The sequence below is a fragment of the Paenibacillus sp. FSL R10-2778 genome, assembly GCF_038593035.1.
Taxonomy (GTDB): Bacteria; Bacillota; Bacilli; order Paenibacillales; family Paenibacillaceae; genus Paenibacillus_AQ; species Paenibacillus_AQ odorifer.
Genome location: NZ_CP151956.1, coordinates 1,245,203 through 1,268,513 on the forward strand (window position 1 = coordinate 1,245,203; position 23,311 = coordinate 1,268,513).

A 23,311-nucleotide genomic window follows, 5' to 3' on the forward strand; every position below is an offset into this window, starting at 1 on the left:
TTATAATGAAACTAATGAGCGGGTTCGGGGAAAGTGAGGTTCTATCATGCAGCTGGAATTAAATGAAAGTGAATATAAAGTGACCGCAGAAGGGATAACGATAGAATTATTCCCAAAAGAATTTACGCTTTTTCAGTTTTTGTACAAAAATAGAGGGCGTACATTCAGTCGAGAACAACTGTTGGATAAAGTATGGCCGCTTGAATATCCGGTAGAGCGAACGGTAGATGATCATATTTATCGGCTTCGTAAAAAGCTAGGCAAGCTTCAAGACTTAGATATTAAGACTGTTCGGGGATTTGGTTATAGTCTGACTATGCAGGAGCCCTCAGCTGCTATGGCCAATCCGACTACATATGACTTAGAGATGCAAAAGACGATGCGGGAAGTATTCAAGAAATATCACCTATATGGCCAAGGTCGCTCGATGTTAATCCTCGCACGCCAACAGGATGTTTTGGGGTATGCGATGGATCCGTTTTATTCGATCTATATTCATTTTGTACAGGGAGATTTGGATTGGCTGCTGAACACAACCGAGGTGGGGATAGAGGAACGGTTTTATTCCTTATTAATCTGTTATGTTCTATTGGGTGATCCTAAGAAAAAACTAGAGTTCTGCGAGTTAGTCCTTGAGAAAAAGATTCTTTTGCCGCCTCAGCATCGAGAAGTGGAGATTCTAAATATTCTGGATTTGTACACGCTGGCAGGGCAACCGGAAAAAGCACTGGAACGGCTAAAGCTAACATATGAAGTGATTAAAGAGCCGGGGTATGAGAGTTTCATTCCTATAACGGCGACCTCAGAAATGCTTACACACTTATGGATGGGAACAGAAGATCACGTAATAGAACGGATGGCAACAGACATTGAAGCGCTTTTGCTGGAGAAGCCTTATTTGCGTGAGATCGGTAGTTATAAAGTTACAAGGGGCTTGTGGTTTCTACGGCGCAAGTCTTGGCGTGAAGCCGAGCAACTGTTGGATGAGGCACTTCAGGTGCTTGAGATGTCAGGGTTCGTGCCGATGCGGATATATGCATTGTATCGAATAGTTCATTTTTGTAACGAGTTTCCACCCAAGCCAGCTTTGTATCGCAAATATGTGAATTTATTTGAACGAGAGAAGGAAGAGCGGGGGTTCCATCGGTTAGAACAATCCTTGGATGCCGTGCTTACGAACCTTGTGACTGCCCCCTGATAATTCTCTGACAATTCTCCATTACATTAAGGTCATGCTAATAAGTTCTTAATTGTAATTTGGAGGAATGTTTAATGAATGCTTCACCACAAGCAGGCACGAGCCTGCTTAAGAACAAGGTGTATATGCGTGTGTACAGCGCATTTGCGACAGCGACCTTTGGGGATTGGTTCGATGCCTTGGCGATTCAGGTACTCGTAGGGTACCGCTGGCAGGCCAGCCCGCTAATGCTGGCTTTGATTCCGGTCTCCATAGCTTTGCCGGGGATTTTGCTGGGCTCGTTCGCAGGGGTAGTGGCTGACCGACTGAACAAGCTGAAGCTGATGCGGATGTGTGATCTGCTTACGGCATTGTTAACCGTATTCGTATTATTTGCTCCCAGTATGGTGTGGTTGCTCCCGTTATTGATGTTGCGTGCTGCCATTTCTACGTTAAACGTGCCTGCTCAACAGTCGATGACCCGTAGTATGGTTAGAGAAGACCAACTGCTCCAAGCTACCTCGCTTAATGGGCTTGTAAATCAAGGCTCAAAAATCGCGGGACCTTTACTGGGCGGTTTCGCGTTGTCTGTTCTTACGCCTCAGTGGTGTATATTGATCAATGCTTGTCTCAGAGGCTGCTCTTATTTGCTCTTACTTACCGTTAAAAACAGTGAGGCAGGACAAGTCAGCTCAGAAGGTAAGGGTGATCAAGAGGAGCGTGTTGCTCTCCGCACGATGTGGAAAGAAGGCTGGAGCTTTATGCTGCGCAGTAGACTGCTTCTAAACAGCATGCTGTTTGGTTTAGTTGGTGCGTTGGCCATTCAGATGATCGATTTCCAGTTCACTAGTCTATTCAGAATTATTGCACCTTCTGAGGAATCTATGCTGGGCTGGCTTGTTGCGGCAACAGGCGTGGGGGCTGTATTCATGATCATGGTCCTGAACAAATTGAACAGGGGAACAGGCTACGGCTGGAAGCTGGGTACAGGTTATATGCTTATTGGTATATCGGTCGGAGGGCTGGGCCTGCTTCAGCCGGGCGTCTCCATCCTTACTGTATTGTTGCTAGGATTTTTATTGGGTCTCGGGAATGGAATGTTTATGATCACCTTCAATTATTGTCTGCAAAAAGAAACACCCCCGCACATGACAGGGCGTGTGTTCGGTATTCAGAGTACCATTCTTAGCGCTGTTATGATCGGCGCGCCACTCCTCGGCGGAATGATGGTGCAGATTGCTGGGCCTAGCCGTATCTTTTTGGATTTTGGCATCGTAATCGCTCTGATTGGTGTGCTGGGCATCGCATTTGGGCGCGTGCTGTGGCCCGCGCAGAAAGAGATGAACGATAGCTCTGCGGAGCAATCTAGGGCGGTTGAGGTGATGGAAGGGGGCTAGGAGGTAGCACGCTAGTCTAGCTAGCAGGACTTCCTAGCTGGACTAGCAAGCTTGAGTGGCAGAGAGAACCTGGCCAATGCCAGTACTCAGCGGGACTAGAATGCTTGAGTGGCAAAGACAATCTAGCGTGACTCTCTAGCATTTAGTTGCAGAACGTACAGTTAAATTCTCTTTCAGCGATCGAACTGGGATTTAGTTGTACTTTGTGCAGTTATTATTTGATTTTCTCCCTTTTAGTCTTGGAAAGATGATTTTTAGTTGCACAGAGTACACTTATTTGCTCAGGAGGCCTCTTTTACCGCTTAATAGTTGTATATAGTGCAATTAATAGTCTCCTTAGTCATAGTCGCCTTAATATGTGACTTCTCAGTAAGCGATTTCTCAGTAAGTCTCAATAAGTGACCTCTCAATAAGTATTTCCTCAATAAGTGACTTCGCAATAAGTTATTACTTTGTGATCTAAAGCAACTGCTGCACAAAACGTTATAAGTTACAATATTACCTAGCCCGATAGGACAGTTTCTCGTCCGTAAGGGCTTTTTTAGTGTGTAGAGGAGATAGGTTAGAACATTAGAATTTGTAGAGGGAAAGGAGGGAAAGGATGGCTACTTTTATTTATATGGTGAGGCACGGTGAGTCGCCCAAACTGCCCGGAGGAACTGAAAGGACTCGCGGACTAACCGCGAAAGGGGAGGCAGATGCCCGCAAGATAACGGAAAAATTACGTCTGGAAGGAATTCAAGTCTTCTATTCAAGTCCATACCTTCGGGCTATACATACGATTTCTGGATTGGCGCAGGAGTTAGGAGCAGAGATTCAAAGTGTTGAAGACCTGCGGGAGATCCATTTCTCGGACGGAAGTACGATTATGACTGATCAGGAACTGTATCCACTACTGGCAAAAATGTTTGAAGATCCGGATTTTGTCCCAGTTGGTGGGGAATCCATTCATGCGTGTCAGAAGCGTTCAGTTAGTGTACTGGCAGAAATTCTGAGTAATCACAGCGGTCAAAAGGTTGCTATTGGAACTCACGGGGCAGTCATGACGCTTATGATGAACTATTTTGATGCCAAATATGATCTGAATTTTTTACTTCAAACCACAAAGCCAGATATTTATAAAATGGAGTTCGCAGGCGGAACATTAGTGGGTGTGGAGCGGTTATGATTATTGGGGGCTGCCAACAAGCGGCCCGAGCATCATCAACTTGAGGCTTACGGACCCAGATGACATTATTCACAGATTATTAGCCTTTGGAGCATGGTTTCGGACTCCAGCGTCGTTATCCCTTAAAAAGAGCACCTTATTGGGTATTTTTTATACCAATAGCGACTCTGGGGTCCGTTCTCATCCCAAAAATGGGGAATTGCTGCATATAAGGTCAGCTGTGTCCGATAGCGGCTTCACACGCGTAAATACATACGAGTGAATACGTACGAGAAATACATACATGTAAATGGGTACGTCTAACTACGTATAGGTAAATAAGCACGTAAACTACGTACACGTAAATACGTGCATGTATAAGTACACGTAAACTACGTACACGTAAATGCATACGCAAAAATATGTACGCGAAAATATTACCGAATTAAACGAAAATCGGTAAGGGGATCTGGATTAAGTAAGGTCGGCTTGTGACCAGTACTTCCACTATGAAAAATACGGATTCACAAGCCAAGCTGTGTTTATTCATAATGTTGGTCTGGCGTTAGGCTAGGCTAGCTAAGGCCCTGACTTTCCTCTACTCCTAGAATAGATCTATCTATAAGCTATATATCTATCTACAAGCTATAGTTTTATCTATAATCTATAGACCTATCAACAAGCTATAGAGCATCTACAAGCTATAAAATCGCTTAGTATTCGCAGTCAGTAACTCTTCCGCTTCGCCGGGAGTGTAACCATGGAGCGCTCCCCAAGCAGCGGCGACTTCCCGAATCATAGACGGATGGGTGATTTTCCCTGCAAAAGGTCCTTCGAACGGCCAAGGACCATCGGTTTCAGCCATGACTAGCTCTGGGGGATAACGGCGGGCAAGCGCCTGTATCTCCGGCTCATACAGGATATCCGGGGTGAAGGAGATATAGTAGCCGTTCTTCATCATGCGGGCAATGGCTTCTTCCGGACCTTTGAACCAGTGGAAGTGGGCATGCTGTATGTTATGTTTCTCCAGGAGATCACAAGCAATAAGCGCATCTTCATAGACAGCATGCAGCACCACAGGTTTATTGAGACGGGAAGCTAACCCAAGCAACTGATCCAGCAGCTCAATATAGGGCTCCATATCAAAGGTTTCGCCACGTTCTAAGGCTTCAGCACGCGAATAGTAAGGTAGCCCGATTTCCCCCACAGCAATATAATCCTCACTAGATTGACTCTCGATCCATTTCAGTAGAGCAGCCAGCTCAGCATCCTGCGGCAAGGGTTGCTCTGGATGAAAGCCATAAGCTGGACGGACCACGCCGGGATTTATGGCTGCAAGTCTTTGGGTGCGTATACAAGAGTCCAAGTTCATAGAGACAGCGATAAGGGCTTTAACTCCCATTTCAGGCAGTTCACTCAGTATCTGTTCGGCAACTTCAGGTTCATATTGCTCTAAATGTATATGGGCATCAATCATAACTGTTCACCCTCCACGTAAGAAGCTAATTCCTCATGAACCTCAAAGCGAATAGAGTCGGGTTCCATTCCATCTTTTCCCGGTTTGTAGGCAAAAGTTAGTGTGCCAATACTCTCCAGAAATCCAATATAAACATTTGTTTCCGCCTTTAGCTTGCCCTCTTCCACTATGTAGTGAGTAACAGCACCAATGCCGGCTTCTTCGCCTAGATTGCCATCCTCAGCACGATCTGGATATCGCAAAGTCACCATGGATGGAGTTGAGCCTTTAACTTGAATTTGAATCAGGGCGTCCCCTTTTTCAGTAGAAATTTTTGACGTAACCAATGCGGAGGCAGCTTTATCTGCAGAAGGGACAGTGACTTCTTCCCACTGGTTAGGCTTAATCACGTGAAGCTCTTGCATGGACATGCCCGTACCTGTTCCGAGCCACAGAATGACAACGATTTCTTCCTGCCCATCCTGATCGACATCGGCACAATGAATCTCAGGAGGGTAACTTAGGAGTCTGGGTGCTTCCCAATCAAATGTATGCTTGTTACCGTTCACCTCTACAACAAATCCCTCATAGGTACCGCCATCTTTAAGGGCAGCATACAGCTTCACTTGGTCATTTTCTGTAGCAATAGCAAGAGGTTCGCTGGGTGTTCTGACGGTAGTACTAACATCCCCTGATGTTATTAATACTTCAGTTTCAGCTGCATTCAGCTGCGCAGTGGCACCAGACAGAGAGTTTAAGGAATCGGCTGGAATATATAAAATACCGTTTCGTAGAATAGCTGGTCCTTCAAGTGAGGTTTGATATCCGTCAGCTTGCATATACTCATTGTCCGGTTTCAGAACATAACTACTGCTTCCATCAGAGATGGTTAAGGTCTTTAAGTTATTATCCCATTTTTGTTCTGAGGTGTAGTATTCCATTAATACTTTTGCAGGTACATAGACCTTATCATCTAGGAAAAAAGGGGAGAGGGTAGGAAGAACGGCTTCGCCGTCGACGATTAGTTTCAGTGGTGCTGAAGTAGCTTGTGTTTGGTTAATAGCCATTGTTGTATCCATATCTATGGTTGCCGATGCTCCGCATCCGGCCAAAAAGAGCGTGATAGCTCCGATAGCGATGATTTTATTCATAATTACCTCCAGGATAAAGTCCAGTCCCCTTAAGTATAGAATAAAACAGCGCGTTGTAGGTCACTTTCTATTAACAAAGAGAATACAAGCTTGTTACAGTTCGCTAGTTTTTAATAAAATGCAGGCATCCACGCAATAAACGACGAGTGTAATAGAAAGAAATGAACAAAAGTAAGGAGAGGCAGAGACCGATTGGAAGGCTGAGAATGTTCGGTAAATCATAATCTGGAAAGGCATTTAGTCCTATTCCTTGGATGCCAACAATACCTAGTACACCACCGATAGGTGCAATGATTGCACAGACAACGCTCCCCGCGGCCCAGACACTAAGGATTGGTACACAGAATAAGATGATGGCTCCTTTGGCGATGTTTTTGAGCACAGTGGCTCCTGACAAATGAGTGCTTTTTTCCATGTAAACTCTCCTTTATGGGTTTAAAAATACAGTTCGGTCAACTTGCGACTTAAGATCCACCGTCAGACTTTTGCTATAGCGGATTTCCCCAATGGTACAACCTGGTCCGACGATGATTTCTTCACCGCACACAAGGTCAGCTGTCGTCCGGTATAACGTTATGTTAGTTCCTTCAATTGTTGTGCAGGTAAGTTTTCGAAAAGGGTGCATCAGCGCATTAATCAACTTGGAAGAGGGTTTAACGATAATGTTACCGCCAGCTCTCATAACCCCGACAGTGCTTCTATTGCCTAAACGGATCTCAATCGATGAATCTGCAGTTAGTCTCTTTATCTTCACGGCACCTTCAGCATAAAAAGTCCCAGCTGCAGCATTTTCTGCTACGGACATGTATCCAGAAGAGCGGAGATTATCTGCTTGGATATTTTGAATGCGTAGGCTCCCTAGATTGTTTACCTGATTGGCCTTACAATTCCCCCCAATTGTACAGTCACCAGATACTTTGAGTTTAGAAGTCGAGACGCTCCCTTTGGTACTTAAGTGGCCAAACACATCAACCGTGACCGCATTAATATTCTCTCGAACAAACTGCGAACCTCTTACCTTCAAGGGTGGATCAATCATGTCAGTACGTTCATAAGTATTGTTATTATTGGACATTTACAGTACCGTCCTTTGAAATATATTTTAATAATTAAAATATATATTCATTATAATATATAGTCAATATAATAATTTGGGAGTTAAACCTAAAAAAACACTGCCGTCAGTTTCCTGACAGACAGTGTTTATAGAAAAGAGTATAGCTGATAAGGAGCAAAATGAAGGCTGTTAGTGCATCATTTGTTCCATCAATTTATTTATTTGTTCTAAAGTTCCGGAGATTTTATTCAGATCAGGGGTAGGAAATGCTTCAAATATTGTATGGATACGCTGATCACCTTGTTCTGTAAGGACAATATTGACAACTCTGCGGTCTTCTTTAGTCCGCACCCGTTCAATAAGTCCAGCTTCCTCAAGCTTATCGCACATGGAAGAAGCGGCTCCGGGTGTAACCACGAAGCGTTCAGAGATGTCAGTAATGTTCAAGCTTCCGGTAAGCCGGAGTTGAAACAGCAGCATGATCTGATTGTGAGTCAGGGTTTCCTTTTTAGTGATCATATCAATGAAAAACTGGGATTTCTGCTGCACATTTGCCATAGATTCCATGACCTTATGGATAGCATTTTGTTTCTCTTCCTTTATGCTCATAACATTGCCTCGCTCCAATTTACTTTAATTACTAAAATATATAGAAGCTATAATAAGCTTGTCAAGTTGCCGGGTTACTGTAGCTTGGTTAGAAAGACTGAAATTAGCGCTGGAACTCTTCTTTTTTTATATCTTGTAATGAAATTGAAAATGTATCGTATTAACTGATGATTTTACTTAGCTAAGTGAAAATTTGGTGGGAAAGGAGAGTTCGATTGATGCATGAGCGCGCACTGCTTCATCCTTTTGTAAAAGAGAATATACAGGAAAATGCTGACATAGATGTTTTGTTCACAACGATTTTTGAAACCTACTATAAAAGAATATTCAACTACATCGCTTACCGGGTTAGTTCTCTCTATACGGCTGAGGATCTGACAAGCCTCGTTTTTGAGAAAACGTTGGCGAAACTATCGACCTATTCTCAGGAAAAAGCTCCTTTAGAGGTATGGTTATTCGCCATTGCCAGAAATGTGGTCAATGATCATTACCGGAGTTTTAAAAGGAAAAGTTTCTTTTCGCTGGATGCCGTCAAGGAACAGGTTTCTAGCAGGAAAGATCCGGAAAGCTTGATCCTCCAAGGAGAGCGTAGTGGAAGGCTTAACGAAGCCTTGAATACATTGAGCTCAAAGGAGCGGAATATTGTGGCTCTAAAATTTGGTGCTAATCTGAGAAATAGAGAGATTGCCCAGGTTACGGGAATTTCGGAGAGCAATATCGGTGTGATACTCTACCGGACTATGAAAAAGCTGAAGACTGAAATAGGGAGCGTGGAGCAGCTATGAACAGTAAAGACATACAGCAGAAGTTCTCAGCAGATTTAGATGAAAGTATATATGGAGCGGCAAATGATCTAAAGGGTGCTGGGGAGTACAAGGAGCTGCTGGAGCTAGGCAGGGTTCTGGCCCATCAAGATTTCAGCGAGGGCTCTGACAAAACAGCCATTCTGAATAAGGCACGAAGAAAGTATGCCGGCCAAAAGGAGGAGATAGGATTGCGTACAAAACATAGATTCAGACGTCCTGCTGTTATGCTGGCAACTTTGCTAGTGGTTAGCGTATTAAGTGTAACTTTTGTGCAGCCGTCATTTGCGCAGGAGGTGTTAATGAAAGTATTGCAAACGATAAACTTAGGCCATATTGTAGCCCATGAAGTAGAATTTTCTGCGGATTCCAACGTGATTCCGGATGACTTTAAGGGGAAGATTTTTGATAGTAAAGGAAATGCGCTTGTGACCCTCGATGCTGCTCAAAAGGCAGGTGATATCTACAATGCTGATGGGGAAAAAATCGTCGGAGTTGAAGACGGCAGACTGGTTACGCAATCTGAGAGGGATCAAGAGAAAGCGGAATTGCTGATCGAGAGGGATTCTAGCAAGCTAAACGAATATACGATTTTTGATGTGGGCTTACCGGCGTATTTACCAGAGGGTTATACCTTTGATCGTGCAGAGTTTTATAAGGATAGCAATGGTGATGTGATCCATAGCAAATATATTAATTTATATTTTGTTAATGAAGCTACCGATGAGATCATCTCGATGCAGCAGCGGCACGCTGATTCCGAAACGGCTTATGAGATGTCGACGGATGGCACCATCGAAAAAGTGAAGATTAACGGAGTTGATGCTGTATTGGTTAATGGAAAAGGGTTGGACTGGGAAGCCAATGAAGTGTTATACGGTGTAACATCAGCTAGCTTGGACAAGAATGATTTGATCAAAGTTGCTGAGTCTATCCGCTGACTGATTTTTTAGAAAGATAGGCGGTTACTATTCGAGTATATACGGGTAAGGGGATGATCCATATGGATCTCCCCTTTTTCGTTTTATTGAGGGCACATGCAAACAACGATTGGGAGGATATAGCTGTACTTTGTACAACTATATTTCTGCGAAATATCTTTCCAATGAAAATAGCTGTATTTCGTACACTTATTTTCACGATTTACACTACTATAGGAAGTTTCTCTGCTTTTTAATTGTATAGAATACACTTAAAATCAGAGTAACCCCTTTTGCATATTGAATAAGTGTATAGAATGCAGTTATCTCATAGATTTCGGCAGGGTCCGGCCAAAGCTGGCGTACAAAGCTGAAGACCAGCTTCCACCTGCGCATAATCTGCTCAAGCAAAGCTGAAGATCAGCCTCCGCCGACTTCATTTACTCCAATAAGCCGCTGAAGAGTAAGAACACCAGGCAGCGATTCTCCAATAACCGGAAAATCGCTGCCTGGTTGTTTTTTAAAATAAATCGAACGATTTATTCTCTATTTACCAATACATAGTGTAAGACCGAAGGAGGGATTGAGAGGGATGAAACATCCAAATGAATATTCTCAGCTCATTGCGCTTACGCTAGCCGGCAGCCGTGAAGCGTACAGTGAACTATATGAAGCAACGATTCGGGATGTGTATCAGACCGTTCATTTTCTCGTTCGCGAAACCTCCGATGTGGATGATGTTGTTCAGGAGATTTATATTCAGATGCACCGGTCGCTTGAGCAATTTGACGTCAATCGTCCTTTTAGGCCTTGGCTTATGGGGCTGGTTATGCGGCAAATTCATGCCTATCGAAGAAAGAGATGGACGCATCTCCGAACGGTCAAAAAAGTAGAGCATAATGATCTAAAGATGGAACCTGATTTCACTAGTGATGTTGTGGACAGGTTAGCTAACCGCCGTCTACTAGCAAGTGTTGATCGTCTTCCATTTAAGCTGAAGCAGGTGATTATTCTGCACTATTTAAATGAATATTCACAGGAAGAAAGTGCCGCGATACTGGGTATCCCTCTGGGTACGGTGAAATCCCGTATTCATGCTGCACTGCATAAGCTTCGTCAGAAGCCAGAAAATCATACTCTTTTTAAGGGAAAGGTGGAGGACCTGCATGAATTTCAATGAAGAGTTACGGACAGTTCTGCAGGAAGAGGCGAGAAATCTAAGTGCCCCACCGGAACTGAAGGAGCAAATACTAAATCAGACCGAGACTAGGTTAGGGGGAAGACGAATGAAAAAATGGCTTGTAGCAAGCATTTTGGCGGCTGCATTATTAATTCCTACTGGAGCATATGCCGGATATAATTATTTGGCTGATACCCTGTATGGCTCACAAGCAACTGCTGCTACGATTGGAGTAACCCAGCAACAATATGACAGGCTTGAAGCCAAGCTGCAGAGCGCGAAGCAAAGTTTTAACGAAGAGGAATTCAAAAGATTGATGTCATTACTAGAGGAATTGGGAGCTTACAATCTGCAAATGACCGATGCTGAAGGAGTCTTTCACCTGGAACAGTTAAGTGCAAAGGATCAAAAGGCATATAACGATTTACAGGTTGAGCTTAAACCTTATTTTGAGAAAATGAATGAAACGGAAATCCCTAAGGCAAAGTCGGCTGTCGTTGATCGTGATACTTTCTGGGATGGCTTGCTGGAAAAAGCAGAACAGAGGCTTACTAAAGAAGAGTTTGCGGAGATCGAACAATTAATAAATGAGTTGCAAAGCTATGATGCCAAGGTATTTGATGCAGATGGAAGTGTTCATATGGATCGGCTTTCGAAAGAGGAGATACAAAACCAAGAGAAGTTAATTGAAGCGCTCGGCCCTTATATAAATAAGCTGGACATGATGATTAAACCTAGTTCTTAGTTGAATTTAAATGCATGTATTGAATAACGATGGATAGAAGTAACATTAGAAAAGCCACCAGAAAAGGTCTAATACACCTTGTGTTCTGGTGGTTTTTTACATTCGGCTAATTTGTATTTTATACATCACTAATTGAATAAATGTATAATCAATTGAGTCAAAAAAAGTATTTGACCACTGGAATAATTAGACATATTATTATTTAAATACTATTGATCTATATATGAATCATGATGGCGAAAGGTGGCTTTGATCATGAAGCAGATGACCATTCGTGCAGAACTGGCGGACTACCTCAAGAAGAATGGAATAACAATTAATCAATTCGCAGAGGTATCTAAAGTAAATTCAGGCACGATTAGCAACATTATGAATGGGAATCGTCCTATAGCCATGCAGCAATTAGATCGGATTACAAAAGGTATGGGATTAGAGGAAGGCTGCTTTTACGATATGTATGTGGAGGAGTGTTTTATACATTCCAATCCCAATTGGAGACGTCTTCGACCTTTTCTATATCGCTGTGCTGAACTAGATAAGCTGGAATGTATAAGCCGGGTGATTGGAATCATGATGGACAGCCTATCTTATACACACCCGTTGTTTGATACAGCAGAAGATTTCTTTGCACAAGGAAAATATGAAGCTGCAGCGCTGTTATACCGGAGTGTGGCGGAGAGTGAGAAGTATCAGCATTCAGAGCGGCTGGCTTTTTGCCAATACAGATTGTTTACGATTGCTCTAGGGGGCGATCAGGATGTGAATTTGCGGGCAGCGGTGCAGTTTGAGGGCTTTGTAAATCGGCTTGATGAAGTTGATCAGCTTGACGCACTGAAGGTTCTGGCGAATACATATAGCGCTTTGAGGCATTGGGATAAGGTAATGGTAATGACTAAGGAATTGGGCAAAAAAGCATCCATTCAATATAATTATAATAATGAGCGAGCCAGAAAAAACGGGGTACAAAAGGAACCTGCAATGCCCTTATTTTCATATATTTTATATTCTTATGTGTTACGTTCAGTAGTTTACAGAGAGCTTGGAGATTATGATAGAGCATTGCATTATATCAACCTTTACATGGACATGAGCTGGATTCGTGAGGATACGGAGGAAGCTTTGCAACTCATGAATAAATGTATGGGTTGGGCGCAGGCTAATATTTTTTTGCTGAAAATTTTAAAAGGTGATGCAGCAATGCTTCCGGAATATGTGACCTATATTGAAGATAGAAAAGAAGAATTTCTTCCAGGCCTGTTCAAAATCCTTCAGGCAGCCAATCACTATGATTTTAATGTGGATGATATTCTTCAGCGGTTTGAGCCAGAAATATCAGATTTTAGAGATCAGCAGAGAAATCTTAAATGTTATAATCGACAAATTATCGAAGACAGATACACTTTTTTTATGGCTGAAATAGCATTGTATTATATAAGAAGAGGAAAATATGAGCTTAGTATAAAATATATAATGGATAGTTTAGAGAATTCTGTAAGGATTAATAACGAATCATGTATAATTAAGTGTGTCGGAATGTTTGAGCAGCTTCGGCATATTGCATCTTTAGAAACGCAGAAAGAGTACCAGAATCTGCTTAGAATCAATGAAAAGAAAAATTGTTTTGTTATTGACAGTGCTTAGTAGTGATAGTTTCATAGAAGATATCAATCAAGAGAGTTCCCTGATTAAATCTGGAATCGCTTTTTTTGAATTCTAGTAATGCACTTCAATGTAAAATTAAGAATTTGACATATACCTCTAGAATATTTCATTAGGGAGGTAGTGTTAATGAATGATCAGGAAATTATCCAAAAGAGAATAGAGGGTGCTAGAAACAAACTTTATTTGATGGAGAGGCAACATGGAGGGCTTTCGCATCCAAATGTGATCAGACAGTCCATGAGATTAGATGAATTAATTAATCAGTACAATAAAGCAGTACATAGTGATAACGAGAATTGAAGAGAATGGTTAAAACACCCTACATAATGATATTGCAACTTCTGATGAAGTATAGAGCCAGCGCTGTGCGCGGGCTTTTTGGCTTGTTGGAGCTCATAAAATAAATCAATGCTGCACGCTTGTCATGCCCGTCTGCATATTGCGGCCAAGTCCCTCATAGACATGTACTAATCAATGCATTCAAAACAGGTTAAGGGGATGATGTCATGCGCCGGATAACATGGGTACTCGCGATCATTATGAGCGTGGCCCTGGTGATGACGGGGTGCGGGAAGAAGGATGCCGCTTCCGTAGTCAAGGATTTGAACAATGTGGCTGACAAGTTGGAAAGTAAGCAGGGAACGTACCAAGGTTCTGGCACAATGACCCTGTATACCGGGGAACAGCCGCAGGAGTATAAGGTAGAGGTATGGTACAAGAATCCTTCCTACTACCGGATCAGCTTGGCAAATGTTCAGAAGGATATTACGCAGATCGTACTTCGTAATGATGAGGGAGTATTCGTACTCACACCAAGTATGAATAAGAGCTTCCGCTTCCAAAGCGATTGGCCGGATGATCAAGGTCAGGTCTATCTGTATCAGACGTTGGTTCGTGGCATAGTTTCGGATAATAATCGGCAATTTGTGGAAGATGGGGATAACTATGTGTTCGAGGTAGCCGCGAATTATCAAAGCAATGCCCTTGTACGACAAAAGATTTGGCTTGATAAAAAGACTTATGAACCTAAGCAGGTTCAAGTCTCGGATTCTGAAGCGAAGGTAGTTGTAAACGTGAAGTTTGACACCTTCAAATTCGATACGGATTTCACCAAGGATTCTTTTGATATGGAAAAGAACATGGCCTCGGGTAAGTCCGCAGAGAGCACAGTAGCTGAGGTTGATGAGAATGGTAATCCAATTACAGCTCCTGAAGGCCAAGAACCGGCTGAGCAACCAGTGGCTGCAGAGCTTGGAGACTTTGGGATCATTGAACCTGATTATATTCCAGCTGGTGTCGAGTTTAAGGACTCGCATAAATTGGAGGGGAACAAAGACCATGCTGTTCTCATCCGATATGATGGGATTTATCAGTACACTATTATGGAATCCCGTCCACTGGACCGTGCGGTAGCACTGGCGCCTGGAACCCTGAAAGACCTTGGTTTTACATGGGGAGTTCTGAGTGGGGATGAGCAGCAGACATTGACTTGGATGTCTGAGGGAGTAGAGTACCGAATTACAAGTGCCAATCTTCCTGCTAATGAAATGATGCAAATTGCCGCTTCTATGGAGGCACAATCGGGTAAATAATAAAAAGTAGGCGGATACTGCGTTTTGTGGGATTCTTTCCTCTACAACGTAGTATCCGCTTTTCTTTATTTGCCGGGGCTCCAGCACACATTGACAGCCACCTTCTGTAGCATTACCATTGGTACTAAGACAATGATTAATGCAATGCAGCAATGACGTTTTACTACAACGTAAGAAGGTGACTTGAAGTGCAAGCAAGCTATCGACCGACAGTAGCCGAAATTAATCTGGATGATTTGCGTGCCAATTACGAAGCCTTTCGCCGCTACTTGCCGGCAGAGACAAAGTTTATGGGATGCGTCAAAGGAAATGCGTACGGCCATGGAGCAGTGGAAGTGACACGGGAGCTGGAAAGACTCGGAGCAGATTATGTTAGTGTGGCTTTTTTGGATGAAGCATTGGAGCTGCGTCAGGCGGGAATACTGATTCCTATACTGGTGCTTGGCTACACTTCCCCAGAAGGAATAGCCGTTGCCTGGGAGAACCATGTAACTGTAACACTGTTCACACCGGAGGTACTGGAGGCTATAAGACAGCTTCCTATAGATCCGGAACATCGGCTGAAGGTGCATATCAAGATTGATAGCGGGATGGGACGACTGGGTCTTTTACCAGCTGACGCACCTGCATTTATCTCTGAAGTGCAGTCTGTTGCGCAGGCGGAGCTGGAGGGTATGTTTACCCATTTTGCCAAGGCAGACGAACAAGACAAAAGCTATACACTGGAACAGCATCGACGGTTCATGAGCGTGGCGGAAACGCTGCGGGAGCAGAACATTCAGATCCCGATCATACATACGGGCAATAGCGCTACGGCCATTGATTCACCTTATTTATCCAGCAATATGGTGCGTGTAGGCATCAGCTTGTACGGATTTTATCCCTCCACAGAGGTGAACCGTCAACTGGTAGAACTACGTCCGGTATTGACGCTGAAGACGCAGGTTGTATATGTCAAAAGCCTGCCTGCCGATTGGGGCGTCAGTTACGGCACTAGGTACATCACAGAGAGCGAGGAGATTATTGCAACGCTACCTGTGGGGTACGCAGATGGATATTCCCGCATGCTAACTGGCAAAGCGGAGGTGCTAATACGTGGACGCCGCGTTCCTGTCGTCGGAACAATCTGCATGGATCAGTGTATGGTATCACTCAAATCTTTCGCTGCAGAAGCGGAACAAATTAAAGCAGGCGAAGAAGTTGTTCTCATCGGCCGTCAAGCTGACGTGATGATCACGGCAGACGAGTTGGCTCTCCAGCTTGGAACAATTCACTACGAGGTTATCTGCATGTTGGCTCATCGGGTGCCCCGCGTTTATATAAGTGAAGGCACACTTCCTAAATTAGTAAATGCTCTGCTCACAAACTGAAAGTTCTTGACAGTGATGTTATACAAGGGAGAAAATAGAAGGAATTGTATCGTATTAGGAGATGTGACTAAAAGCCTATACGAACCACCATTTCTAGTTTATAATGGGATGCAGCATACTTGATATACTGGCGGCATATATTCCTTGTATAAAATTCCTTGTATATTGTAACACTGGAACACAAGGGCAGAAGGTTTGTGGGGGTGGAAGAGAAGGTGGCTAATTTGCAGAACACCAAAAGAATCATGATCAGCTTGCCCGATCATCTCTTGCAGGAAGTGGACGGAATTGTTCAATTGGAGAATTCCAACCGGAGTGAATTGATTAGGCAGGCCATGAAGCTGTACTTGAGCGAACGGAGGAAACGTTCCATCCGGGAGTCCATGCAGCGCGGCTACATGGAAATGGCTAAGATCAACTTGACCATGGCATGCGAGGCTTTCCTCGCGGAGGAAGATGCAGACAGCACTCTTGGCCGCTTAGTAAGCGGGGTGTAGACATTGATCGTTAAACGTGGCGATGTTTTTTTTGCTGATCTTTCGCCGGTTGTAGGTTCTGAACAAGGCGGAGTAAGGCCAGTTCTGGTCATCCAGAACGATATTGGCAATCGCTTTAGCCCGACGGTAATTGTGGCTGCAATCACAGCCCAAATCCAGAAGGCTAAGTTACCTACACATGTGGAAATTGACGCAGCTGCTCATGGCTTTGACAGAGATTCTGTTATTTTGCTGGAACAGGTTAGGACGATTGACAAACAACGCTTAACTGACAAGATCACCCACCTTGATGATGAAACGATGAAAAAGGTGGATGAATCGCTGCAAATCAGCCTTGGTCTGATTGATTTTTAATCACCCTAGGTTATAGATAACTCATGAGATTGGCGCTCGGGTACGAATCCGGGCGTCTTTTAATGTGCGTTTTTGCGTATAGTAAATAAAGAATCGTTAGGTCTTCACTTTTTGAAAATGATCTGATATTATTAGACCGTACGGTCGGTTTAGGAGGTGCTTAGAATCAAAGGACGCTCAGACGGAGAAGAAACTAAAAAAAGAATTGTGCGCAAGGCCACGCAGCTGTTTGTACAGAAGGGTTATGCTGCCGTAACTATGAATGAAGTTTGTGTAGCCTCGAATGTCAGTAAAGGCAGTCTTTATCACCATTTTCCGAGCAAGGATGAGCTTTTTCTATTTGTAGTGGAAGTGGATACGTTAGAGTGGCTGCAAGCGTGGGATGATAAGAAACAGGAAATTGTAGGAATCGAAGAACGATTTTATGCGTTAGCCGAACACTACGCAAATGATTTTCAGAATCCATTGATTCATGCGCTCGAGGAATTCTCCAGAAGCAGATGCCACCCGGAAGAGATTAGCAAGCGGCTTTCACTTCTTTATGAAGCAGCCTCACATGCTTGTCGTGATCTTTTGAAGGAAGGTATTGAAACGGGATATTTGGTAAAGGGCGACTTAGAGAACTATGTAATCATCGTGAGTGGCATGCTTGAAGGGATTGGAAGAGTTTCTGAATTCTCGATTCATGAGAAGACCCAGGAGGATATAAAAAAATATTACCGGGAAGCAGTAAATTTATTATTACAAGGGATCCGTACGGGGTAAGATAACGAGGGGCATGAAAAGAAGCTTTACATTCAGGAACATGAAGGCTGAAGCTTCTCAAAGGCACCGGAATAGGAAGGGTTATTTTTTTACTATTATTTAGACCGGATGGTCGGTCTTAACATGCATAATATTCGAAGTTTTGGCTTTAAACACACGGAGGGTTAATACAATGTCATTGTTACTTAGAAACAGAGGCGCTATGCTGCTTGTTATGCTTAATATTTTTCTGGCTTTTACTGGAATTGGGCTAGTAGTCCCAATAATGCCAACCTACATGAATGAGCTTGGGATCAGCGGAAGTACTGTCGGGCTCTTGGTCGCCTCCTTCTCGCTTGCCCAATTATTAATATCGCCATTTGCCGGCAGATTATCCGACAGAATCGGTAGAAAAAAGGTGATTGTAGCAGGTTTGATCGTGTTTGCGATATCGGAGCTGATTTTTGGTCTGGCCAATGTACCTTGGCTCTTGTTCGTTTCGAGATTGCTTGGTGGTGCAGGAGCTGCTTTAATTATGCCGGCAGTTATGGCTTATGTAGCGGACACGACTTCTTTTGAAGAGAGAGCTAAAGGAATGGGGCTAATTAATGCAGCCATTACCACCGGCTTTATTATTGGTCCTGGGATTGGCGGTTATCTTGCTGAGCTTGGAATGCGGGTACCCTTTTTCTGTGCAGCGGGTGCAGCTGGAGTTGCAGCTCTAATTACAGTTTTAATTTTGCCTGAGTCTCTATCTGAAGAGAAACGTAAGGAAGCGATGTTATCAAAAAATAATCAGGAAAGCTTCTTGACGCAGCTGATGCGCTCTTATCGCGAACCGTATTTTTTCGGCTTAATTATTGTATTTGTTATGGCTTTTGGGCTGGCTAATTATGAAACGGTGTTCGGATTGTTCGTGGACCATAAATTTGGCTTTACGCCTAAGGATATCGCTTTTGTAATTACCTTTGGTTCTATTGCAGGTGCGGTGGTGCAGGTGTCCGCGTTTGGCTGGATCTTGAATAAATTCGGGGAGAACAAGGTGATCTCCACTTGTCTTATAGTCTCATCATTGTTTATTCTGCTGACCTTGTTTGTAAGCGGCTTTTGGGCGATTATTACGGTTACCTTTATTGTGTTCTTTGCAATGGATATTCTGCGTCCAGCAGTAGGCACACAGCTTTCCAAGATGGCCGGAGAATCGCAGCAAGGTTTCGTAGCGGGAATGAACTCAGCTTATACAAGTCTCGGAAATATTGCTGGGCCTATCGTCGCAGGGTATTTGTTTGATCTTAGTATTAACTTCCCATATGGGGCAGCCGCGCTCGTTCTGGCTTTGTGTTTTGTATTGTCACTGAGTTCCGGCAAACGGGGAATGGGACAGCGGGCGTAATCGCCGAATCCGGGCTTGACCACTCTACCATGCCTCGCTTTATCGCACAGCGGTTCAGTACAAAGCGCGCTATTCGGGCTGGTCTTTGGTGCAGAGCCGAATCTGTGATACTATTTTAATTATGAGATCAAGATATGTATAAGCAGATTGTGTACGGGAAGAGGGATACTAATGGCGGTAGATAACAGCAATACGGAAGTCATTACGGATGAGGCAAACGCACAGCGGGAGCAGGAATTGATAACCGTAGCGATTGCCAAGGAATTGAACATTAGTTTGAAACAGGTACGCACTACGGTAGGACTGTTGGATGAGGGAAATACCATTCCGTTCATCGCCAGATATCGGAAGGAAATGACGGGTGAGCTGGACGAGAATGCGCTTCGTGATATTGAAGAACGGCTGGGTTATCTTCGCAATCTAGGCGAACGTAAAAAAGACGTTATACGCAATATTGAAGAGCAGGGCAAGCTGACCAAGGAGCTTCATGAGCAAATTATCAATGCGGTCAAGCTTCAGGAAGTAGAGGACTTGTATCGTCCCTTCAAGCAAAAGCGTAAGACGCGGGCTAGTGTTGCGAAGGAAAAAGGACTTGAGCCGCTTGCTAACTGGATCTTGGAGCAGCAAAGACAAGGGGATCCACAGACTGAAGCATCGAAATATATTGATGTGGAAAAGGGAGTAGAGAGCGCAGACCAAGCGCTGCAAGGCGCACTGGATATCATTGCCGAGAACATAGCAGATGATCCTGCGATCCGCTCTTGGGTTCGCCAGTATACAGCAAGTCAAGGTATTCTTGTGTCTGAAGCAAAGGATGCAGAACAAGAATCTGTATACGAAAATTACTATAGTTACCGTGAACCTGTACACAAAATGCCACCTCACCGCATCCTAGCAATTAACCGTGGTGAGCGTGAAAATATATTAAAGGTAGGCATTGAGGTCGTCACTGATAAAATTCATGCCTATATCGCACGGAAGATCATTAAAGGGCCATCCCCGGTGAAGGAACTGCTGGAAGCAGTGACTGAGGATGCCTACAAACGTTTGATTGCTCCTTCTGTAGAGCGTGAAGTTCGTGGAGAGATGACCGAACGTGGGGAGAACCAGGCGATTTCGATCTTCTCTGGCAATCTACGTAGCCTGCTGCTGCAACCGCCAGTAAAGGGACGTTGTGTGCTGGGTGTTGACCCTGCATACCGTACTGGCTGTAAGCTGGCTGTTGTAGACGATACAGGTAAGCTGCTAGAGGTAGCTGTGACCTATCCGACGCCGCCGAACAACAAGAAGCTCGAAGCTGCTGCTAAGTTCAAAGAGTTGATTGCTAAGTACGGCATTCAGCTCATCGTAATCGGCAATGGTACAGGCTCGCGTGAAACGGAGCAGTTTACAGCAGAAGTGATTGCCGAGATTGGTAATCCAGAGCTGGCGTACCTGATCGTTAATGAAGCGGGAGCGAGTGTCTATTCGGCTTCCAAGCTGGCGCAGGAGGAATTCCCGGATCTGGATGTAGCGGAGCGCAGCGCGGCTTCTATCGCCCGTCGTGTGCAAGACCCGCTGGCGGAGCTGGTGAAAATCGATCCGAAAGCTATTGGTGTGGGACAGTACCAGCATGACGTCTCCCAAAAGCATCTGGAGGAGAGTCTTAAAGCCGTCGTGGAATCAGCGGTAAACCATGTTGGTGTGGATGTGAACACGGCATCTCCTGCTTTGCTCTCTTATGTGGCAGGGGTTAATGGAACAATTGCTAAGAATATCGTTAAATTCCGGGAAGAGAACGGCAAGTTCACGACTCGGAAGCAGCTGCAAAAGGTACCTCGTCTAGGTGCCAAGTCCTATGAGCAATGTATCGGCTTCCTGCGGATTCCGGGTGGAGACAACACCTTGGACCGCACGCCTATTCACCCCGAGTCCTATCCGGTGGTGGATCGTTTGTTCCGTGAGCTAAGCCTCGATGTGAATAAGCTTGGCAGCAAAGAAGTAGCCTCACAGCTTGAGGTGCAAAATGCCGAGGAGCTGGCTGTGAAGCTGGATGTTGGCGTACCTACGCTGCGTGACATCCTGGAGAGCTTGCAGCGTCCGGGCCGCGATCCGCGCGAGGAGCTGCCGTTGCCGATCTTCCGCACCGATGTGCTGAAGATCGAGGACCTGGTTCCTGGCATGGAAATGCAGGGAACCGTCCGCAACGTTATCGATTTCGGCGCATTCGTCGATATCGGCATCAAAAACGATGGGCTGGTGCATATTTCCCAGCTCAGCGGCAGCTTTGTGAAGCACCCGATGGACGTTGTCTCCGTAGGAGACAATGTCACCGTCTGGGTGATGGGGGTTGACCTGAAGAAGGGCCGGGTCAGCTTGACGATGCGTCCGCCGCGTGTTGAGGCGGGAAGCGTAAAGTAGACAGATCGCAGTGATCCTCAAAGAACGACAACAAGAAGCCAGCCTCCATTATTGGGGACTGGCTTCTTGTTGATTATTTTTAGTTGGAACCCTTTTTGTCATTATAGGAGTGAAGGACGTGCACTCTTTGGGTAAGTTTAGAGTAACAGTTGAACTAATGGCTTATTACTAGGAGGAGATAGATGTGGGAAATCCATTGAAAGAATTAAAAAATAGTGTGAATGGCCTGAAGCAATCCCTTGACGGAGTTAAGCAATCAGTAGAGGGGTTGAAAGAACCTATAGATGAGATGAAGGAAAACATTCAGATCACGTTGGAGCAGGCGAAGGACAGATCTGAGGGATTCAAATCGGAGATCAATCGTATGAAGGAATGTGTGGAGGAAACTAAGCTGGTTGTTAATGAGGCGAAGGAAACGGTAATGGAGGCGGGTGAGGTGCTTTACACTCAGAAACGCTATAAAAGATTGTTGAAGAAGCAAAACCGAAAAATGCAGCCTGCAAAGGCAGGCCGCCGTTTACTATAATCAGCCGGAAGTCCAAACATTCACCGCAGTTACAACCCGTACCTTTTAATTATAGGAATGAGAAGGAACCGCATTTAAAAAAATCTGCAACAGCTCATTTACCGAAGCCTCCATATTGGAACGTTGCTCAGCTGCAAGCCAATCCTCTTGAATGATGATGTAGCTGCAGGAGCTGCTTTTTAAATAGCTGTATATTATTTGTGCTTCGTCAATTTCATGGCGGCCGATCGCTGCCGGGGTCTGATTGGGTTCACTGTGAAAAGTGGTCATAATCGCTGACTTTATTGCCGCTTGCAGGTGGGTGATATCCGGTTGATCATATTGTAGCTTGGTATGGGACAGGATAAGGTTGCCCTTGAGCAGAATGAGTTTAAGCGTCTGTTCATTCATGGCCTCAAGAACTGCAATATTCTGATTCTCTTGAGCGAATTCGATGACCTTCTCTTTGTGAATCAGGAAGCTGACAGCTCCAATATAATCCCTGTATTTGGCGGCGGTTTCGAAGTCATAGTGCTCCGCGGCCACTGCCATCCGCTGCTCCATTTCCTCGAGGATGCTGGAATCTGAGCCGTTTAGTAAGCCAATGACCCGATCAATAATTTTATTATATTGAACAGCGGCATCTCCGCCTGCACACATCCCTATGCATAGGCCAAGCGAATGGTTTAGGCATAGGGAATTTTTAAAGCTAGGGTTGCTGCAAAGGATTTTTGAGCTTTCTTTAATGCCTTGTACTGCCCGTTCAACCGTGCTTCTGCTTGTATAGGGACCCAAAACCTGAGTGCCTTCTTTGACCGCAGGATCATACGTAATCTCTAACGAACGTATTTTTTCATTCGCTCCTATTACGATATAGGTATAAGCCTGCGGATTTTTCATTTTTTTATTGTACATGGGTTTGATCTCTTTAATTAATTTGCATTCCAGCATAAAGGCTTCGAATTCGGTATCCGTAAGGATGATTTCCAGATCTTTAATATTTCTTACAAGCTGCTTAACCTTTGGGGAATGAGATTTTGAGTTTTGAAAATAGGATTGGACTCTCCGTTTTAACTGTTTTGCCTTGCCAACATATATAATATGACCGAGATTATCCTTCATGAGATAAACGCCGGGAGTTAGGGGAAGGCT

The 23,311-nt window shown here is 44.3% G+C and carries 23 protein-coding genes; 17 read left to right on the forward strand and 6 right to left on the reverse strand.

Going from position 1 to position 23,311, the window contains the following annotated elements:
• The first annotated feature begins 46 nt into the window (after nt 1-46).
• The 3 genes from NST40_RS05400 to NST40_RS05410 all read left to right on the forward strand — a co-directional run bounded on the left by NST40_RS05400 (nt 47) and on the right by NST40_RS05410 (nt 3,742).
• The gene (locus tag NST40_RS05400) at nt 47-1,198 is read left to right on the forward strand and encodes a winged helix-turn-helix domain-containing protein (RefSeq protein WP_081387657.1); all 1,152 of its coding nucleotides are present in this window, start codon (nt 47-49) and stop codon (nt 1,196-1,198) included.
• Nucleotides 1,199-1,272: 74 nt separating this feature from the next.
• Nucleotides 1,273-2,574, forward strand: a complete 1,302-nt coding sequence (locus NST40_RS05405; protein WP_342410484.1) for an MFS transporter — start codon at nt 1,273-1,275, stop codon at nt 2,572-2,574.
• 601 nt (nt 2,575-3,175) lie between these two features.
• Nucleotides 3,176-3,742 (forward strand): histidine phosphatase family protein, encoded by a 567-nt coding sequence (locus tag NST40_RS05410; protein ID WP_076221148.1) that lies wholly within the window; start codon nt 3,176-3,178, stop codon nt 3,740-3,742.
• A 673-nt stretch (nt 3,743-4,415) separates the two neighbouring features.
• On the opposite strand, the gene NST40_RS05415 is transcribed toward NST40_RS05410, so the two are convergent.
• The 5 genes from NST40_RS05415 to NST40_RS05435 all read right to left on the reverse strand — a co-directional run bounded on the left by NST40_RS05415 (nt 4,416) and on the right by NST40_RS05435 (nt 7,994).
• Nucleotides 4,416-5,198 carry a TatD family hydrolase gene (locus tag NST40_RS05415; protein ID WP_076277896.1) on the reverse strand — a complete coding sequence of 261 codons (783 nt, stop codon included), beginning with the start codon at nt 5,196-5,198 and terminating at the stop codon, nt 4,416-4,418.
• Nucleotides 5,195-6,328, reverse strand: a complete 1,134-nt coding sequence (locus NST40_RS05420) for a copper amine oxidase N-terminal domain-containing protein (protein ID WP_076219266.1) — start codon at nt 6,326-6,328, stop codon at nt 5,195-5,197. The genes NST40_RS05415 and NST40_RS05420 overlap by 4 nt, the downstream gene beginning before the upstream one ends.
• A gap of 103 nt (nt 6,329-6,431) precedes the next feature.
• Nucleotides 6,432-6,743, reverse strand: coding sequence for a hypothetical protein (locus tag NST40_RS05425; RefSeq protein ID WP_076277897.1), 312 nt, complete (start codon nt 6,741-6,743; stop codon nt 6,432-6,434).
• 12 nt (nt 6,744-6,755) lie between these two features.
• Entirely contained in the window at nt 6,756-7,403 is a 648-nt protein-coding gene (locus NST40_RS05430; protein ID WP_076277898.1) for a hypothetical protein, read from the reverse strand.
• A gap of 171 nt (nt 7,404-7,574) precedes the next feature.
• Nucleotides 7,575-7,994, reverse strand: coding sequence for a MarR family transcriptional regulator (locus NST40_RS05435; protein ID WP_076219269.1), 420 nt, complete (start codon nt 7,992-7,994; stop codon nt 7,575-7,577).
• 218 nt (nt 7,995-8,212) lie between these two features.
• Between NST40_RS05435 and NST40_RS05440 the strand changes: the two genes are divergently transcribed.
• From NST40_RS05440 to NST40_RS05505, 14 genes are all read left to right on the forward strand, one after another.
• A complete protein-coding gene (locus NST40_RS05440; protein ID WP_076277899.1) occupies nt 8,213-8,779 on the forward strand; it encodes a sigma-70 family RNA polymerase sigma factor in 567 nt (188 codons plus the stop codon).
• On the forward strand, nt 8,776-9,738 hold the full coding sequence (locus NST40_RS05445) for a DUF4367 domain-containing protein (protein WP_342410485.1): 963 nt from the start codon (nt 8,776-8,778) through the stop codon (nt 9,736-9,738). The genes NST40_RS05440 and NST40_RS05445 overlap by 4 nt, the downstream gene beginning before the upstream one ends.
• A 571-nt stretch (nt 9,739-10,309) precedes the next feature.
• A complete protein-coding gene (locus NST40_RS05450; RefSeq protein WP_076277902.1) occupies nt 10,310-10,897 on the forward strand; it encodes a sigma-70 family RNA polymerase sigma factor in 588 nt (195 codons plus the stop codon).
• Nucleotides 10,884-11,642, forward strand: a complete 759-nt coding sequence (locus NST40_RS05455; protein WP_076277903.1) for a DUF3600 domain-containing protein — start codon at nt 10,884-10,886, stop codon at nt 11,640-11,642. The genes NST40_RS05450 and NST40_RS05455 overlap by 14 nt, the downstream gene beginning before the upstream one ends.
• Before the next feature lie 255 nt (nt 11,643-11,897).
• Nucleotides 11,898-13,283 (forward strand): helix-turn-helix transcriptional regulator, encoded by a 1,386-nt coding sequence (locus NST40_RS05460; RefSeq protein ID WP_076277904.1) that lies wholly within the window; start codon nt 11,898-11,900, stop codon nt 13,281-13,283.
• 147 nt (nt 13,284-13,430) lie between these two features.
• Nucleotides 13,431-13,604, forward strand: a complete 174-nt coding sequence (locus NST40_RS05465; protein ID WP_076129534.1) for an aspartyl-phosphate phosphatase Spo0E family protein — start codon at nt 13,431-13,433, stop codon at nt 13,602-13,604.
• Nucleotides 13,605-13,810: 206 nt separating this feature from the next.
• On the forward strand, nt 13,811-14,896 hold the full coding sequence (locus NST40_RS05470) for an outer membrane lipoprotein carrier protein LolA (RefSeq protein WP_076129533.1): 1,086 nt from the start codon (nt 13,811-13,813) through the stop codon (nt 14,894-14,896).
• Between the two features lie 188 nt (nt 14,897-15,084).
• Nucleotides 15,085-16,266 carry an alanine racemase gene (gene alr, locus NST40_RS05475; protein ID WP_036686775.1) on the forward strand — a complete coding sequence of 394 codons (1,182 nt, stop codon included), beginning with the start codon at nt 15,085-15,087 and terminating at the stop codon, nt 16,264-16,266.
• 215 nt (nt 16,267-16,481) lie between these two features.
• Nucleotides 16,482-16,763: a CopG family ribbon-helix-helix protein gene (locus NST40_RS05480; RefSeq protein WP_025698676.1), complete on the forward strand. Its 282-nt coding sequence runs from the start codon at nt 16,482-16,484 to the stop codon at nt 16,761-16,763.
• 3 nt (nt 16,764-16,766) lie between these two features.
• Complete coding sequence (locus NST40_RS05485; RefSeq protein WP_036686777.1) at nt 16,767-17,117, forward strand: type II toxin-antitoxin system PemK/MazF family toxin; 351 nt, start codon at nt 16,767-16,769, stop codon at nt 17,115-17,117.
• A gap of 156 nt (nt 17,118-17,273) precedes the next feature.
• On the forward strand, nt 17,274-17,882 hold the full coding sequence (locus NST40_RS05490) for a TetR/AcrR family transcriptional regulator (RefSeq protein ID WP_081383506.1): 609 nt from the start codon (nt 17,274-17,276) through the stop codon (nt 17,880-17,882).
• 172 nt (nt 17,883-18,054) lie between these two features.
• Nucleotides 18,055-19,254, forward strand: a complete 1,200-nt coding sequence (locus tag NST40_RS05495) for an MFS transporter (protein WP_076277905.1) — start codon at nt 18,055-18,057, stop codon at nt 19,252-19,254.
• Between the two features lie 171 nt (nt 19,255-19,425).
• Nucleotides 19,426-21,654 carry a Tex family protein gene (locus NST40_RS05500; protein WP_076129532.1) on the forward strand — a complete coding sequence of 743 codons (2,229 nt, stop codon included), beginning with the start codon at nt 19,426-19,428 and terminating at the stop codon, nt 21,652-21,654.
• A gap of 184 nt (nt 21,655-21,838) precedes the next feature.
• The gene (locus NST40_RS05505; RefSeq protein ID WP_076277906.1) at nt 21,839-22,180 is read left to right on the forward strand and encodes a hypothetical protein; all 342 of its coding nucleotides are present in this window, start codon (nt 21,839-21,841) and stop codon (nt 22,178-22,180) included.
• A 45-nt stretch (nt 22,181-22,225) separates the two neighbouring features.
• On the opposite strand, the gene NST40_RS05510 is transcribed toward NST40_RS05505, so the two are convergent.
• Complete coding sequence (locus NST40_RS05510; RefSeq protein WP_342410486.1) at nt 22,226-23,281, reverse strand: GIY-YIG nuclease family protein; 1,056 nt, start codon at nt 23,279-23,281, stop codon at nt 22,226-22,228.
• Between the last annotated feature and the right edge of the window lie 30 nt (nt 23,282-23,311).

Bases quoted from the DNA above. Each gene is read 5' to 3' on its own strand.
- NST40_RS05400 (WP_081387657.1), top strand. From the start codon at position 47: ATGCAGCTGGAATTAAATGAAAGTGAATATAAAGTGACCGCAGAAGGG.
- NST40_RS05405 (WP_342410484.1), top strand. From the start codon at position 1,273: ATGAATGCTTCACCACAAGCAGGCACGAGCCTGCTTAAGAACAAGGTG.
- NST40_RS05410 (WP_076221148.1), top strand. From the start codon at position 3,176: ATGGCTACTTTTATTTATATGGTGAGGCACGGTGAGTCGCCCAAACTG.
- NST40_RS05415 (WP_076277896.1), bottom strand. From the start codon at position 5,198: ATGATTGATGCCCATATACATTTAGAGCAATATGAACCTGAAGTTGCC.
- NST40_RS05420 (WP_076219266.1), bottom strand. From the start codon at position 6,328: ATGAATAAAATCATCGCTATCGGAGCTATCACGCTCTTTTTGGCCGGA.
- NST40_RS05425 (WP_076277897.1), bottom strand. From the start codon at position 6,743: ATGGAAAAAAGCACTCATTTGTCAGGAGCCACTGTGCTCAAAAACATC.
- NST40_RS05430 (WP_076277898.1), bottom strand. From the start codon at position 7,403: ATGTCCAATAATAACAATACTTATGAACGTACTGACATGATTGATCCA.
- NST40_RS05435 (WP_076219269.1), bottom strand. From the start codon at position 7,994: ATGAGCATAAAGGAAGAGAAACAAAATGCTATCCATAAGGTCATGGAA.
- NST40_RS05440 (WP_076277899.1), top strand. From the start codon at position 8,213: ATGCATGAGCGCGCACTGCTTCATCCTTTTGTAAAAGAGAATATACAG.
- NST40_RS05445 (WP_342410485.1), top strand. From the start codon at position 8,776: ATGAACAGTAAAGACATACAGCAGAAGTTCTCAGCAGATTTAGATGAA.
- NST40_RS05450 (WP_076277902.1), top strand. From the start codon at position 10,310: ATGAAACATCCAAATGAATATTCTCAGCTCATTGCGCTTACGCTAGCC.
- NST40_RS05455 (WP_076277903.1), top strand. From the start codon at position 10,884: ATGAATTTCAATGAAGAGTTACGGACAGTTCTGCAGGAAGAGGCGAGA.
- NST40_RS05460 (WP_076277904.1), top strand. From the start codon at position 11,898: ATGAAGCAGATGACCATTCGTGCAGAACTGGCGGACTACCTCAAGAAG.
- NST40_RS05465 (WP_076129534.1), top strand. From the start codon at position 13,431: ATGAATGATCAGGAAATTATCCAAAAGAGAATAGAGGGTGCTAGAAAC.
- NST40_RS05470 (WP_076129533.1), top strand. From the start codon at position 13,811: ATGCGCCGGATAACATGGGTACTCGCGATCATTATGAGCGTGGCCCTG.
- NST40_RS05495 (WP_076277905.1), top strand. From the start codon at position 18,055: ATGTCATTGTTACTTAGAAACAGAGGCGCTATGCTGCTTGTTATGCTT.
- NST40_RS05500 (WP_076129532.1), top strand. From the start codon at position 19,426: ATGGCGGTAGATAACAGCAATACGGAAGTCATTACGGATGAGGCAAAC.
- NST40_RS05510 (WP_342410486.1), bottom strand. From the start codon at position 23,281: ATGAAGGATAATCTCGGTCATATTATATATGTTGGCAAGGCAAAACAG.